This is a genomic window from Paraburkholderia sp. NMBU_R16 (genome assembly GCF_013282575.1).
Classification (GTDB): Bacteria; Pseudomonadota; Gammaproteobacteria; order Burkholderiales; family Burkholderiaceae; genus Trinickia.
The window spans coordinates 1-14961 of the sequence record NZ_JAAAYE010000080.1 but is presented as its reverse complement, the minus strand read 5'-3'; the positions used below and the strand labels follow the sequence as shown (position 1 = coordinate 14961).

The 14961-nt window shown below is 62.4% G+C and carries 12 protein-coding genes, 1 tRNA gene and 1 pseudogene; 10 read left to right on the top strand and 4 right to left on the bottom strand.

All coding sequences use genetic code 11. The annotated features are described in order from the left end of the window. Window positions 1–252 precede the first annotated feature (252 nt). Window positions 253–843 carry a helix-turn-helix domain-containing protein gene (locus GWC77_RS25065; protein WP_173261387.1) on the top strand — a complete coding sequence of 197 codons (591 nt, stop codon included), beginning with the start codon at window positions 253–255 and terminating at the stop codon, window positions 841–843. Next, entirely contained in the window at window positions 840–1370 is a 531-nt protein-coding gene (locus GWC77_RS25060; protein WP_173261381.1) for a GNAT family N-acetyltransferase, read from the top strand. The genes GWC77_RS25065 and GWC77_RS25060 overlap by 4 nt, the downstream gene beginning before the upstream one ends. A gap of 204 nt (window positions 1371–1574) precedes the next feature. Here GWC77_RS25060 and GWC77_RS25055 read toward each other — a convergent pair. From GWC77_RS25055 to GWC77_RS25040, 4 genes are all read right to left on the bottom strand, one after another. Continuing rightward, window positions 1575–1651: transfer RNA gene (locus GWC77_RS25055), tRNA-Met, on the bottom strand. A gap of 108 nt (window positions 1652–1759) precedes the next feature. Next, window positions 1760–3418 (bottom strand): MFS transporter, encoded by a 1659-nt coding sequence (locus tag GWC77_RS25050; protein ID WP_173261379.1) that lies wholly within the window; start codon window positions 3416–3418, stop codon window positions 1760–1762. 255 nt (window positions 3419–3673) lie between these two features. Then, a complete protein-coding gene (locus GWC77_RS25045) occupies window positions 3674–5290 on the bottom strand; it encodes a sensor histidine kinase (RefSeq protein ID WP_173261377.1) in 1617 nt (538 codons plus the stop codon). Window positions 5291–5297: 7 nt separating this feature from the next. Beyond that, entirely contained in the window at window positions 5298–6080 is a 783-nt protein-coding gene (locus GWC77_RS25040) for a response regulator transcription factor (RefSeq protein ID WP_173261375.1), read from the bottom strand. A gap of 294 nt (window positions 6081–6374) precedes the next feature. Between GWC77_RS25040 and recA the strand changes: the two genes are divergently transcribed. The 8 genes and pseudogenes from recA (at window position 6375) to GWC77_RS25000 (ending at window position 14755) form a co-directional block, all read left to right on the top strand. Then, complete coding sequence (gene recA, locus GWC77_RS25035) at window positions 6375–7448, top strand: recombinase RecA (RefSeq protein ID WP_173261373.1); 1074 nt, start codon at window positions 6375–6377, stop codon at window positions 7446–7448. A gap of 49 nt (window positions 7449–7497) precedes the next feature. Then, window positions 7498–7974 (top strand): annotated as a pseudogene (recX, locus tag GWC77_RS25030) (recombination regulator RecX); the annotation flags it as partial. Window positions 7975–8499: 525 nt separating this feature from the next. Then, the gene (sucC, locus tag GWC77_RS25025) at window positions 8500–9669 is read left to right on the top strand and encodes an ADP-forming succinate--CoA ligase subunit beta (RefSeq protein WP_173261371.1); all 1170 of its coding nucleotides are present in this window, start codon (window positions 8500–8502) and stop codon (window positions 9667–9669) included. A 41-nt stretch (window positions 9670–9710) separates the two neighbouring features. Further along, a complete protein-coding gene (gene sucD / locus GWC77_RS25020) occupies window positions 9711–10592 on the top strand; it encodes a succinate--CoA ligase subunit alpha (RefSeq protein WP_173261369.1) in 882 nt (293 codons plus the stop codon). Between the two features lie 273 nt (window positions 10593–10865). Further along, on the top strand, window positions 10866–11582 hold the full coding sequence (locus tag GWC77_RS25015; protein ID WP_173261383.1) for a TerC family protein: 717 nt from the start codon (window positions 10866–10868) through the stop codon (window positions 11580–11582). Between the two features lie 110 nt (window positions 11583–11692). Continuing rightward, entirely contained in the window at window positions 11693–12277 is a 585-nt protein-coding gene (locus GWC77_RS25010; protein WP_173261367.1) for a pilin, read from the top strand. Between the two features lie 117 nt (window positions 12278–12394). Continuing rightward, window positions 12395–14170 carry a PglL family O-oligosaccharyltransferase gene (locus GWC77_RS25005; RefSeq protein WP_173261365.1) on the top strand — a complete coding sequence of 592 codons (1776 nt, stop codon included), beginning with the start codon at window positions 12395–12397 and terminating at the stop codon, window positions 14168–14170. A 162-nt stretch (window positions 14171–14332) separates the two neighbouring features. Further along, window positions 14333–14755, top strand: a complete 423-nt coding sequence (locus tag GWC77_RS25000; RefSeq protein ID WP_173261363.1) for a hypothetical protein — start codon at window positions 14333–14335, stop codon at window positions 14753–14755. The last annotated feature ends 206 nt before the right edge of the window (window positions 14756–14961 follow it).

The following is a 14961-nucleotide window of genomic DNA, read 5'->3' as shown; positions in this document are numbered from 1 at the left end:
GAGCCTCAGACCATCAGAAATCCCTGAAATGAGGCCCAGATTTCCATATCCCGAAAAATCGACTGGCTCGACGAGCCGACGAAAGGTACGCGCTCGCTGACGAGGGGTATTTCAGCAAGCTGCTAGCTTGAGAGATCGGTCATTCAGCGCGATAGCGGGCATTGCATGTTGCATAACCCACTTGCCATTCTTGATCGCCAGGTCGCCTCGTTTTCCAGTATTCGGGATTTTCATTTCCCGTATATTGTCCGAATGGACGTTACCCTTTCATTGGCCCGCCGTCTGCGCGATCTGCGTCGTGAGCGAGGTCTCTCACTGGAAAGCCTGGCTGAACGCAGTGGCGTCAGCCGGTCGAACATCTCGCTGATCGAGCGAGGCGAAAGCAGTCCCACAGCCGTTGTGCTCGACAAGCTTGCCACCGCGCTCGGCGTGGCGTTGCCTGACCTGTTCGCACCACCTGCCGAGTCAGACGATCCGCCGTCTCCGCTCGCACGGGCGGTGGAGCATTCGGTATGGACAGATCCGGATTCCGGATACACGCGCCGCAGCCTGTCGCCCGCGGTCCGATCGCCCATCCAGTTGGTCGAGGTGCATTTTCCGGCCGGAAAGCGCGTGGCTTACGATACCGGTCCCCGGGAAGGCGAGTTCTACCAGCAGATATGGATGATTGACGGCAGCATGGAAACCACGGTCGACGGGACGGTTTGGCGACTCGACGCCGGAGATTGCCTCGCTATGAAGCTTGACTGTCCGCTGACCTATCGAAACCCCACGCGCCAGCCGGCGCATTACCTGGTGTCGCTTACGAGCTTGGCGTTCGTGCCGGACAGGGGCCGCCGATGAGCGATACGCTGATCATCCGGCGCGTCACGCCCGATGACGTAGACGCCTGTGTCGAGCCGTTGGCTGATGTGTTGATCGACTGTGTCGAAGGGGGCGCGTCAGTCAGCTTCATGTCCCCGTTGTCGCGCGAAACGGCGCTCGGTTTTTGGCGCGGCGTGGCCGAGGGCGTGCGGCACGGCGAGCGCGCGCTGCTGGTTGCAGAAGACAGCGCCAACTCCATAGTCGGCACCGTTCAGCTTGTGCTGGCTCTACCCGAGAATCAGCCGCATCGGGCTGACGTCGCCAAGATGCTCGTGCGACGCGATGCGCGTCGGCGCGGCGTGGCGCAGCGTCTAATGGCGGAAGTCGATGCGGTGGCGCGCGATGAGGGGCGTGTCGTGCTGGTGCTCGATACAGTCACAGGAGGTGAGGCCGAACGGCTTTACCAGCGTGCCGGATGGACGCGAGTCGGCGACGTGCCCGGCTACGCGCTGATGCCGGACGGCGCGCTCTGCTCGACGACCTTCTATTATCGGCATTTGACGTAGCCCGATCGACCATTCCTCCCGACTGCTTTCACTGCCGGGGTGGGGGTGTGCGATTACAAACGCCGCCGTTGTGTGAGCGGAGCGTGCTCGATCGCCGTCGTTCAGTCAAGATGGCGGCACCGGGATATTAGACATTGTCTAATATCGGCCTCCCACAGGCGAAGAAAAAAGGGCCTAGCATCGCTGCTAAGCCCTTCATAATGCTGGTGGCGAATCAGGGACTCGAACCCCGGACCTGCGGATTATGATTCCGTCGCTCTAACCGACTGAGCTAATTCGCCGAAAGAAGGAGGATTATCGTCACGACGGGCGGCGCTGTCAAGTGCTGGAATTCATCCGTGTCCACCGCTTGCAACCCCACCCGCCGTTGGTCTCCGTCGCTCCCCGCCTCAGTCTCGGGAATAGATATTGGAGTCTTTCGTCTCCTTGACGAACAGCATCCCGATCACGAACGTGATCAACGCTACCGCCACCGGATACCAGAGCCCCGAGTAGATATCGCCCCGCGTCGCGACGATCGCGAACGCCGTCGCCGGCAGGAAGCCGCCGAACCAGCCGTTGCCGATGTGATACGGCAGCGACATCGAGGTATAGCGAATCCGCGTCGGGAACATCTCCACCAGCATCGCCGCGATCGGACCGTACACCATTGTCACGTAGATCACGAGCAGCGTCAGGATCACCACCGTCATCGGCCAGTTCAACTGCGACGGATCGGCCTTCGCCGGGTACCCCGCACCCTTGAGCGTCGAGGCCAGCGTCTTCGTGAACGCCGCGCCTTTCGCTTTCGCGTCGGGCGCCTTGCCGTCATAGGACTCCAGCACCGCATCGCCGACCTTCACCTGGGCGATGGTGCCCGCGGGCGCCGCAACGTTCGAGTAGTTCAAGCCCGCTTTCGCCAACGCGCTCTTCGCGATGTCGCAGGAGCTCGTGAAGCTCGCGGTGCCGACCGGGTTGAACTGGAACGAGCACTCGTCCGGATTGGCCACGACGACGATGGGCGATTTTTGCGTCGCCGCTTCCAAAGCCGGGTTGGCAAAGTGCGTGAGTGCCTTGAACAGCGGGAAATAGGTCAGTGCGGCAATCAGGCAGCCGGCCATGATGATCGGTTTGCGGCCGATTCGATCCGACAGCGAACCGAAGAACACGAAAAACGGCGTGCCGATCAACAACGCCAGCGCGATCAGGATATTGGCGCTCGCGCCATCGACCTTGAGCGTCTGCGTCAGGAAAAAGAGCGCATAGAACTGGCCCGTGTACCACACCACGGCCTGGCCGGCCGTCAGCCCGATGAGCGCGAGAATCACGATCTTCAGGTTCTTCCACTGGCCGAATGCCTCGGTGAGCGGTGCCTTCGAAGTCTTGCCCTCAGCCTTGATCCGGAGGAACGCCGGCGATTCGCTCAGTTGCAACCGGATCCAGACCGACACGGCCAGCAGGATCAGCGATGCGATGAACGGAACGCGCCAGCCCCAGTTCGCGAACGACTCTTCGCCGATGGACGTGCGAATGCCGAGAATCACGAGCAGCGAGAGGAACAGGCCGAGCGTGGCCGTCGTCTGGATCCACGACGTGTAGTAGCCGCGCCGGTTGGCCGGTGCATGTTCGGCGACATAGGTTGCCGCGCCGCCGTATTCGCCGCCGAGTGCGAGGCCCTGCAAAAGCCGCATCGCGATGAAGATCACCGGAGACGCAAATCCTATCGACGCATATCCCGGCAATAGGCCGACCACGAACGTCGATAGACCCATGATCACGATCGTGATCAAGAACGTGTGCTTGCGGCCGACGAGATCGCCGAGCCGACCGAACACGAGCGCGCCGAATGGGCGCACGGCAAAGCCGGCCGCGAAACCGAGCAACGTAAAGATGAAGCCGGCCGTGGGATTGACGCCCGCGAAAAAGCTCTTGCTGATATAGACGGCGAGCGAGCCCGCCAGGTAGAAGTCGTACCACTCGAAAACAGTGCCGAGCGACGACGCGAAAATCACCCTCTTTTCGTCGGCGCTCATCGGCGCGTGCGAAATGTGCCCGCCTACCGTTGCCATGTGTGTCTCCTCATATTGGACAGCAGTTCCACATGTCCAAATTTGGGACACACGGCTGCTTGCGGTCGATTATTGGGAGGCAAACTTACGTCGGACTGACGCGAGGACCGGCTGCTGGTTTACGCCTACGCCAATCGGGTTTTAGGGGATCGTCGAGTATTTGTCATGAACGTCGCTCAAATTCGCCTAAAACGCCTCTGCGAATGACGGGCTGACGGCGGGCCGACGACGTGCCTGGAATCGGGCCAGCAAGATTCAGGGTAAATCCGGGGGCGCTTCGATGAGCGGCAGACTGATTCGCACCAGCGTGCCCGCGAGGCGGGGCGAGGTTTGGTAGACGTGGTCGTCGATCGTCAGCGTGCCTCCGTGCATCGTCGAAATTTCCCGCACGATGGCCAGTCCGAGCCCGCTTCCGTCGCCTTCGCGTCCGAGAATCCGATAGAACCGCTCGACGACTTTCGGTCGTTCCGCGGGGGCGATGCCGGGTCCCGTGTCCTCGACTTCGAGATGAACCAACCGCTTGTCGCGCTCGAGCACCACGCGCACGGTGATGCGCCCGCCAGTTGGGGTATAGCGAATGGCGTTATCGATCACGTTCGAAAGCATCTCGCGAAGCATGACGGCATTGCCGGCCACCATGGCGGGCGGATCGCGGCCCTCCTCGGGGCCCTCGTAGCCGAGATCCATCTGTTTGGCCAGCGCGGCGCGTACCCAGTCGCGCACAGCCAATCGTGCGAGATGCGCAATCTCGATGGGCGCGAAGATTTGCCCCGACATGCGATTTTCGGCGCGCGCGAGGGCGAGCAACTGAGTCACCAGCCGCGCCGCCTGGTCGGAACTTGCCGCGATCTGTTCGAGCGACAGACGTACCTCGGGCGATACATCCTGCCGCAATGCCAGCTCGGCTTGCGTGTGGAGGCCGGCAAGCGGCGTTTTCATCTGATGGGCCGCATCCGCGATGAAGCGCTTTTGCAGATCGATGTTTTGCGCGAGGCGCGTGAGCAGATCGTTGAACGAGGTGACGAGCGGCTCGATCTCGGGCGGCGCGCGCTGTGCTTCGAGGGGCGACAAATCGTCGGGCCGGCGCGCGCGCAAATTGGCCTGCAGCGCCGTCAGCGGCGCAAGCCCGCGCGAAAGGCCGAACCATACCAACACGATCGCAAGCGGCAGAATCACGAACTGCGGCAGGATTACGCCCTTGATGATGTCGTTGGCAAGTGCGCTGCGCTTGTCGAACGTTTCACCGACTTGCACGAGTACGGTTTGCCCGGCCGGAGAGACCGGCAATTCGACGCTCGTATAGGCGATACGGATATCGTTGCCGTGTAAGATTGCGTCGCGGAATTCGACGATGCCGGGCTGAGGGCGATCGTCATCGGCCGGCTGCGGCATATCGGGCACGCCGGCAACGAGTTCGCCGCGTGTGCCGAGCACCTGATAGAAAACCTTGTCGGTGTTGTCGCCATTCAGAAAGTCGCGCGCGGCGGCGGGCAGCGAGAGTTCCGCCACGCCGCCCACCGGATGGATCTGGCGCGCGAGCACATAGGCATCGGTCTCGAGTGCGCGATCGAACGGACCGTTGGCGATCGTCTTTGCCACGAGGTAAGTCACTGCGATGCTCATCGGCCAGAGCAGCAACAGCGGCGCGAGCATCCAGTCGAGAATCTCCCCGAAAAGCGAGCGCGGTCGCTCCGGCCCGCCCGCATCGGCTTCGTCGGGCGGTGCGTACGGATTGGCGGCCTCGGGCCGCTTCTCAGGCGTGCTATCGGCCGTCTTGCTCGCTGCCGCGGAGGCGTCGTGCGAGCCCGCCGAGGGTGCCGGGCGCGAGCGCGGTGGCGCGCCGTCGTCCTGTGTCGAGACGCGCGAACCCATTACATGCCTACTTGGATGCAGGTTTTGCGGCGGAATCGGTCGCACGGGGCGCAGTGGCGGCGGCAGTAGCGCCATCGCCGGTGCTCTGGGGCGGCGCGTCGGCTGCCGGTCCGTTCGAGCTCGCGGCGGGCTTTTCGAGGCAATAGCCGAGCCCTCGCACCGTGATGATGCGCACGCCGCTCGGCTCGATCTTTTTGCGCAGACGATGCACGTACACTTCGATCGCGTTGTTGCTGACTTCCTCGCCCCACTCGCACAGATGATCGACGAGCTGTTCCTTCGAAACGAGCCGCCCGATCCGCTGCAGCAATATCTCCAGCACGCCGAGTTCGCGCGCGGAAAGATCGACCACCTGATCGCTCACATAGGCGATGCGCCCGACCTGATCGAACGCGAGCGAGCCGTGGCGGATGACGGTCGGCCCGCCGCCCGTGCCGCGGCGCGTCAGGGCGCGTACGCGCGCTTCGAGTTCGTTCAGATGAAAAGGCTTGGCCATGTAGTCGTCGGCGCCGAGATCGAGTCCCTTCACGCGCTCGTCGACGCTATCCGCGGCCGTCAGAATCAGTACGGGCAGGCTCGAATTGCGCGCGCGCAGACGGCGCAGCACTTCCAGCCCCGACATGCGCGGCAATCCCAGATCGAGAATCAGCAGATCGAACGTCTGCATCGAAAGTGCGGCGTCGGCCTCGCTGCCGCCCTTGACGTGATCGACGGCATAGCCCGATTGGCGGAGTGATCTAACGAGGCCGTCCGCGAGTATGCTGTCGTCTTCGGCAATGAGTATTCGCATGATGCGCCGGCTTGCCGGCTCGTCGGCGTCGAGCCCGACAGGCCGCTGTCTCCAATGTATTTCGAGGTCTCGCCGCGGCCGGAGCAACCGAAAGTTGCGCCGTGCTTGCTGCCCGGCTCGTTGCCGCCATGCAAATCCGCGTTGTACCGGGCTTGCAAAGAACCCTGTTTTTTTATACAGTACTTGCGTTTCGTGCGCCGGCCATTAACGGGGCTTACCCGGGGCTTACCCCCCGGGCGCTTACCCTGCGGCCCGCCCGCCACAGACGCCGCTCATCATAGCAAAGGACGATTCATGGAAGAAAGCAAGAAAGGCTCGGCTGGACTGACGGCTGAAAAGAGCAAGGCGCTGGCTGCCGCGCTCGCGCAGATCGAAAAGCAGTTCGGCAAAGGGTCGGTCATGCGGCTCGGCGATGGCGAAGTGGCCGAAGACATCCAGGTGGTCTCCACGGGCTCGCTCGGCCTCGATATCGCGCTCGGTGTCGGCGGCCTGCCGCGTGGGCGTGTGGTCGAGATCTACGGTCCCGAATCGTCGGGCAAGACGACGCTGACGCTGCAAGTCATTGCCGAGATGCAAAAGCTCGGCGGCACGGCGGCGTTCATCGATGCCGAGCACGCGCTCGATATCCAATATGCGGCGAAGCTCGGCGTGAACGTGAACGATCTGCTCGTGTCGCAGCCCGACACGGGCGAGCAGGCGCTTGAAATTGCCGATGCGCTCGTACGCTCGGGCTCGATCGACATGATCGTGATCGATTCGGTCGCGGCGCTCGTGCCGAAGGCGGAAATCGAAGGCGAGATGGGCGATTCGCTGCCGGGCCTGCAGGCGCGCCTGATGTCGCAGGCGCTGCGCAAGCTCACGGGCACGATCAAGCGTACCAATTGCCTCGTGATCTTCATCAACCAGATTCGTATGAAGATCGGCGTGATGTTCGGCAACCCCGAAACCACCACGGGCGGCAATGCGCTCAAGTTCTATGCTTCGGTGCGGCTCGACATCCGCCGTATCGGTTCGATCAAGAAGAACGACGAAGTCATTGGCAACGAGACTCGCGTGAAGGTGGTCAAGAACAAGGTCTCGCCGCCGTTCCGCGAAGCGATTTTCGACATCCTGTATGGCGAGGGTATTTCGCGCCAGGGCGAGATCATCGATCTCGGCGTACAAGCGAAGATCGTCGACAAGGCCGGCGCCTGGTACAGCTACAGCGGTGAGCGCATCGGCCAGGGCAAGGACAACGCGCGCGAATTCCTGCGCGAGAATCCCGATATCGCACGCGAAATCGAAAACCGCATCCGTGAGTCGCTGGGCGTGAATGCCATGCCGCCGGCGGCCGATGCAGGCGTCGAAGTAGCCGGCGAAGAGGAGTAAGCGCCGCGTGATGCGCAAGGTCCGCGCTGCATCGGATACCGCCGGTACCGCCGCGCGCGGACAGCGCTCGCTTCGGGCGCGCGCCCTCGATTACCTGTCGAGGCGCGAATACAGCCGTGTCGAGTTGTCGCGCAAATTGTCTCAGTTTGCCGAACCCGAGGAATCGGTCGAGGCGCTCGTCGAGTCACTCGAGCGCGAGGGCTGGCTGTCCGATGCGCGGTTCGTCGAAAGCGTCGTACATCGGCGCGCTCAGCGGATGGGCATGACGCGCATCGTAAGCGAATTGCGCCAGCATGCCGTTGACGATGCGCTCGTCGATGCGGTTAGCACAAAGCTTCGCGAAACTGAACTCGCTCGCGCCTTGGCGGTCTGGCGCAAGAAATTCGGTACGCTCCCGCAAACGCCTGCCGAGCGCGCGAAACAAGCGCGCTTTTTGGCGATGCGCGGATTTTCACAGGCTATCGCCATGCAGATTCTCAAGGGCGAAGGCGTGCCTGACGACTCGAGCGACTGGAGCGACGGCTAGTCACGATCGCATCGCGCAGCCATTCGTGACGAGGTTCCTGGGCGCCCCCGGGGGGCTCGACGCTCGGGCCAGCCAGCGTTCCGAGCGATGGTTCCCACTATGCTAAAATCTTCCGGTTTCCTCGCCAGCCGTCTTCCCTCCCATGCCGCTTTCACCGCCCGTGTCCCGCCCGTTGCGCTGTCATTCACGCGCGATTCGAGCGGAAGCCTTCGGGCGCGAGGATGGCCTCCGGGACATCGGGACGCGTCTGACCGACCACCCGCCTCGTGACGAGGCGAATAGGGTGCAGTGCCCCTGTCCCCTCGAAGTTCCCCCTCTCGCCTACCGCGCCCGCGTCGGGCTCAAATTCCCCGATTACTTTTGCCGCCGCTCGATACGTCACTTGCCTGCACAGGCTTGGGCGTGCATGGCGCAGCGAGGCGAAGGTGGTACGCGCGCAGATACGGACGAGGCCGGCACGACCGGTGCCAGGGCAGCCAGCGATTACGAAGTTCAATCCAACTCTTAGACTGAAGGGAATCACGCATGAAGATTCACGAGTACCAGGGTAAGGAAATCCTGCGGAAATTCGGCGTCGCGGTACCGCGCGGCAAGCCCGTGTTTTCTGTGGATGACGCGGTGAAAGCCGCCGAGGAGCTCGGTGGCCCGGTCTGGGTCGTCAAGGCGCAGATTCACGCGGGCGGCCGCGGCAAGGGCGGCGGCGTGAAGGTCGCGAAGTCGCTCGAGCAGGTCCGCGAGTACGCGAATCAGATCCTCGGCATGCAGCTCGTCACGCATCAGACCAGCGCGGAAGGCCAGAAGGTCAACCGTCTGCTGATCGAAGAAGGCGCGGACATCAAGAAGGAGCTGTATGTCGGCCTCGTGATCGACCGCGTTTCGCAAAAGGTCGTCGTCATGGGTTCGAGCGAAGGCGGCATGGACATCGAGGAAGTCGCCGCGAAGACGCCCGAGGCCATCCACAAGGTTGCCGTCGATCCGGCGACGGGCCTCGCGGATGCGCAGGCGGACGAGCTCGCGAAGAAGATCGGTGTGCCGGACGCATCGGTACCGCAAGCGCGCGCGATCCTGCAGGGTCTTTACAAGGCGTTCTGGGAAACGGATGCGTCGCTTGCCGAAATCAACCCGTTGATTCTGACGGGCGACGGCAAGGTGATCGCGCTCGACGCCAAGTTCAACTTCGATTCGAACGCGCTCTTCCGTCACCCCGAGATCGTCGCCTACCGCGATCTCGATGAAGAAGATCCGGCCGAAGTCGAAGCCTCGAAGTTCGATCTCGCCTACATCTCGCTCGACGGCAACATCGGCTGTCTCGTGAACGGTGCCGGCCTGGCGATGGCGACGATGGACACCATCAAACTGTTCGGCGGCGAACCGGCCAACTTCCTCGACGTTGGCGGCGGCGCCACGACCGAGAAGGTCACCGAAGCGTTCAAGCTGATGCTGAAGAACCCGGGCCTGAAGGCCATCCTCGTCAACATCTTCGGCGGCATCATGCGCTGCGATGTGATCGCCGAAGGCGTCATTGCCGCGTCGAAAGCCGTGCATCTGCAAGTGCCGCTCGTCGTGCGCATGAAGGGCACGAACGAGGACCTCGGCAAGAAGATGCTCGCCGATTCGGGACTGCCGATCATTTCGGCGGACAGCATGGAAGAGGCTGCGCAGAAGGTCGTCGCGGCTGCCGAAGGCAAGGCGTAAGCGCCGCCTCGAAGCCACCGGATACGAACAGAGGTCAATACATGTCGATTCTGATCAACAAAGACACGAAGGTCATCACACAAGGCATCACCGGCAAGACCGGGCAGTTCCATACGCGCGCATGCCGTGAATACGCGAACGGCCGCGAGGCATTCGTCGCGGGTGTGAATCCGAAGAAGGCCGGCGAGGATTTCGAAGGCATTCCGATCTACGCGAGCGTGAAGGAAGCGAAGGCTGAAACGGGCGCGACGGTCTCGGTCATCTATGTGCCGCCGGCGGGTGCCGCGGCGGCGATCTGGGAAGCGGTGGAAGCCGATCTCGATCTCGCGATCTGCATCACGGAAGGCATTCCCGTGCGCGACATGATCGAGATCAAGGACCGCATGCGTCGCGAAAACCGCAAGACGCTGCTGCTCGGGCCGAACTGCCCGGGCACGATCACGCCCGACGAACTGAAGATCGGCATCATGCCGGGCCATATTCACCGGAAGGGGCGCATCGGCGTCGTGTCGCGTTCGGGCACGTTGACCTATGAAGCAGTGGGTCAGTTGACGGCGCTCGGCCTGGGTCAATCGTCGGCGGTCGGTATCGGCGGCGATCCGATCAACGGGTTGAAGCACATCGACGTCATGAAGATGTTCAACGACGATCCCGACACGGACGCCGTCATCATGATCGGCGAGATCGGCGGTCCGGACGAAGCGAACGCAGCGTACTGGATCAAAGACAATATGAAAAAGCCCGTCGTCGGCTTCATCGCCGGTGTGACGGCGCCTCCGGGCAAGCGCATGGGCCATGCTGGCGCGCTGATTTCGGGCGGTGCCGATACGGCCGAGGCAAAGCTCGAAATCATGGAAGCTTGCGGTATCAAGGTCACGAAGAATCCGTCGGAGATGGGGCGCTTGCTGAAGTCCATTCTCTGAGGCTGCTTCGTTCGAACGCGTCGCTGTGGCGGGCATTGCCGAGCCGCACGATGCGCGCGACGGCACCTTATCGTCGGTATTTTTGGTATTCTTGCGAAATTCGTTCGTAAGCTTTCCGATAGCCGACAGGAAGCGAGGAAGCGCGGGTGGCTTCCTCGTTTTTTTTGCCCTACCAGCGTCAATCCCAGGTTGTGCTTCGGCATTTACCGGTGCCGCACAAACCTACCGACATCGTCCGTCCCAGGAATACCCTTTGCACCTATGCTCGATTCCATGATCGATTTTTTCTCGACGCTCCATTGGGGCGCCGTCATCCAGATTGTCATCATCGATATCCTGCTCGGCGGCGATAACGCCGTCGTGATCGCGCTCGCGTGCCGTAAGCTGCCTCCGGCGCAGCGTATGCAGGGGGTGCTGTGGGGAACGGCCGGTGCGATCGTGTTGCGCGTCGCGTTGATCGCTTTTGCCGTCGTGCTGCTCGATGTGCCGCTGCTCAAGTTTGCGGGTGGCTTGCTGCTGCTCTGGATCGGCGTGCGACTTCTTGCGCCGGCGCACGATGCGCATGAGAACGTCAAACCGGCCGACAAACTCGTCGCGGCCATCAAGACGATCATCATTGCCGATGCGGTCATGAGCCTCGATAACGTCATTGCCATCGCCGGCGCCGCCGAGGCCGCCGATCCCCAACATCGGATCGCCCTCGTTATTTTCGGGCTCATCGTCAGCATTCCGCTCATCGTCTGGGGCAGCACGCTCGTGCTGAAATTGCTCGATCGTTTCCCGGTCATCGTGACGATCGGCGCCGCGCTGCTCGGCTGGATCGCGGGCGGACTCATCATCAACGATCCGGCGGGCGATCGCTGGCCGCTGCTCGATTCCCCGGCGGCTGAATATGGCGCCAAGATCGCGGGCGCGTTGATGGTCGTCATCGTCGGCTATGCGCTCAAACGGCGCATGCGGCGGCGAGAGCACGAGAGCCCGAGCCGTTAGCCGTAGGTCGTTAGCCGTTCGGACGACTGCCGCGCGGCGGGCGCGCTGGCTATGCTCCCAACCGTTGTCCGCTCGATTCGAGCGGACCTTCGGTTCGAGGAGAAATGCCGATGCCCACCATCCGTTTTCGGATTGTTCCACTGCATGCCGTGTTGTCGCGCGTCTGGCGCGTTCCCTGCTCGCGCGGCGGATTCACGCTGATCGAGCTCATGATTGCGCTTGCAATCGTGGGCGTCGTGGCGGCCTATGCGGTTCCGGCCTATCAGGACTATCTGGCACGCAGCCGCGTCGGTGAAGGGTTGTCGCTTGCTTCAGTTGCGAGGCTTGCGGTTGCGGAGAATGCAGCGCTCGGTAACGCGCTCGATAGCGGCTATCTTTCGCCACCCGCGACGCGCAACGTCGAATCCATCCACATCGACGACGAGAGCGGCCAGGTATCGATCCGCTACACCGCGCGCATCGCGCCGGCCGGCAAAGAGACGCTCGTCCTCGTGCCTTCGACGCCTGACGATCCCGCGTCCCCCACAGCCCGCGTCGCGCTGTCGAAAGGCGTCATGCAAGCCGGTGCGCTGAGCTGGGAATGCTTTGCGAGCGGTAAGGATGCGTCGTCGCTGCCCGCGCCGGGTTCGGGGCCCATGCCGCTCGATGCGGCCACATTGCCCCCTTCCGTTGCACCACCGGAGTGCCGCGCGTAAAAAAAGAAAGAAAATTATCTCGCCGGGCAACTGTTGGGTGATGCGGGCACGCATCGGTCGCGCACAGCGAAAGGAATTTTTTGTATAGTGCGCCGATTGCCGATGCCCCCGTTCCTCATGACTTCTTCGTTCGCCCGTACTTTTTCGTTTGCGCTGTTGGCACTTGCGGTATTGCTTCCTTACGCGGTGACCAACCACACCTACCCGATTCCGACGTTTTATTCCGAGTTCACGGCGCTCACGCTTTACCTGCTTGTCGGTGCGGCCGTGATCTGGCTCGCGCTCTGCGCGCGGCCCCGGCCCGCGTTTGGCACCCCGACCGTCGCGCTGGTGCCGCTTGCGTTCGGAGCGGTGCTGATCGCGCAAACCTTCTTGCTGCCGCTTGCGCAACCGTCGATGAACTGGCTGGGTGCCGGCTTTCTGCTCGCCGCGTTCATGGCGACGCATACGGGATTCGCATTCGCGCGGGCCGGTCTGTCAGAGGACATATTGCGCTGGATGGCATGGGCGCTCGTGATCGGCGGACTCTTTGCGGTGTTCTGCCAAGTCGTGCAGCTGCTTCATCTCGAGACGCGGTTCGCACCGTTCGTCGTGGCCTACAACGTGACCATCGAGCGGCGGCCGTTCGGCAACATGGCGCAAGCCAATCACCTCGCGACGGTCATTGCATTCGCGCTGGCCGCGGCGATGTTTCTCGTTCAGACGCGCAGGCTCAACCCGCTGCTATGGGGCGTCGTTTCTGCGATTTACGTGCTCGGCCAGGCGTTGACAGTCTCGCGCGGTCCTTGGCTGCAAACCGGTGTAATCGTGGTGGCCGGGTTCTGGATGGCGATCGCCATTGCGCGGCGCGAAGGGGGGCGCGGTCATGCACGCGAGTGGGTGATGCCATTTGCGCTCATCGCGATTTTTATCGGCGTGAACATCGGGGTGCGCTGGGCCAACGCCGCCTATCACCTCGATCTCGACGTCTCTGCGGCGCATCGGTTTCAGGACAAGGGGCAATTCGTGTTGCGCCTTGCGATGTGGAAGTACGGATGGACGATGTTCCGGGGCCATCCGTGGCTCGGTGTCGGGTGGGGAGAGTTTCCGCGTTTTCAGTTCGAACTCGTCAAGCTGTTGGGCGATGTGGAGATCGCCAATAATTCGCACGACATCTTTATCGATCTGCTGGCCAAAACGGGCATCGTTGGGCTTGGCGTGCTGCTAATCGGCCTCATCGCGTGGCTGTTGCGCGTATTGCTTGCACCTCATACGGCGGCGCGCGTCTTCGGTCTTGCCTTGATCGGCGTGCTGATGATGCATGCACTGGTCGAGTACCCGCAGCAATACATGTTTTTTCTGCTGCCGGCGATGTTTGTCTTCGGCGTTCTCGAAACGAAGCCGCTCGGATTCGTGCCGCCGCGCGTCTCGCTCGTGCTGCATGGCCTCATCGTCGCGGTGGGCCTTGCGGCGTTGCTACCGATCTACCGCGATTACGCGCGTGCGGAGGTGCTGTATTACGGAGCCCATCCTGCGGAGCAATACAGTGCCGACCCGTCGCGGCTTTTCTCGGCGTGGGGCGACTATGGCATGGCCACGTTGTTGCCGATCGACAGTCACGATTTGATGGCCAAGCTCGCGATGCATCGCAAAGCCATCGCGCTGTTGCCGGGCGAGACGGTATTGCGGCGATACGCGGTCCTGCAGGCGCTGGACGGACGCGAGGCCGATGCCTTGGATACGGTGGAGCGTCTCAAGATATTTGCCGGCGTGCTGCGCGATTGGCCGGGGCAGCTTTCGGCGCTCTATGACCTGTGCGACGACGTGCCGAAGCTCGCTGCGTTCAAAGCCGAACTGGTCAAGCGCTATGGCGTGGCGGCGCACTCGGATGGCGAGGATACCGAGGATGAGTGATTGCGCTCAGGCTGCGGGCTGGCAGTACTCGCAGGTTGTGGGCGAACAATAGCTCGGGCATGATAGGACGGAACTCAGGCCTTGCGATTTCCGTCGGCCGGCGGTGAACAACATTGCCGGGTAAGTACTTCAACGTGTTTCACTCGTTTGGAGAGGCTATTCATGTACAGAGTCTTCTTGCCGGTCGCTTTTGGCGCTCTTCTGGCGTCGTCTATTGCCTTCGGGCAAACGCAAGCGAATGCACCGGCCGCGGCGTCAGGGACCGTGCACGCGATTTGTCGGGACGGGACGCCGTACTCGGGCGCCACGCTGAAGGGCGCTTGCCGCGGGCACGGTGGCATCGATCGTAATGCGTCATCGAAGGGGGCGAAGGCGGCCGCACCGGCGGCAGCCACGCCGATGACTTCGGCGCCGTCTCCTGTTGCAGGCGGAGGGGCAGGGAAGGTCTGGGTCAATACCCCGACGAACGTCTATCACTGCCCGGGCGACAGGTACTACGGGAAGACCAAGAACGGTACGTATATGACGGAGGCGGAAGCCAAGGCCAAGGGTGCCCGCCCCGATCATGGGAAGGCATGCAAATAGCGGCGATAGCTGGGCGGAGCGGCGATTAAGACTCATAAAGCACGGTCTTAATCCTGCGCCACCCAATGCCCCGACTTCCGGGTCTGTCAGTAATTTCGTGTTCAAGGCATATGATGCTCCCCAGGAGAAAATATGCCTCGCAAACCCAAGACCCCACCGGTAGACCTGCCGGCGATTCCCGCCGAGCTGCTTGAGCAGTTCGGCAA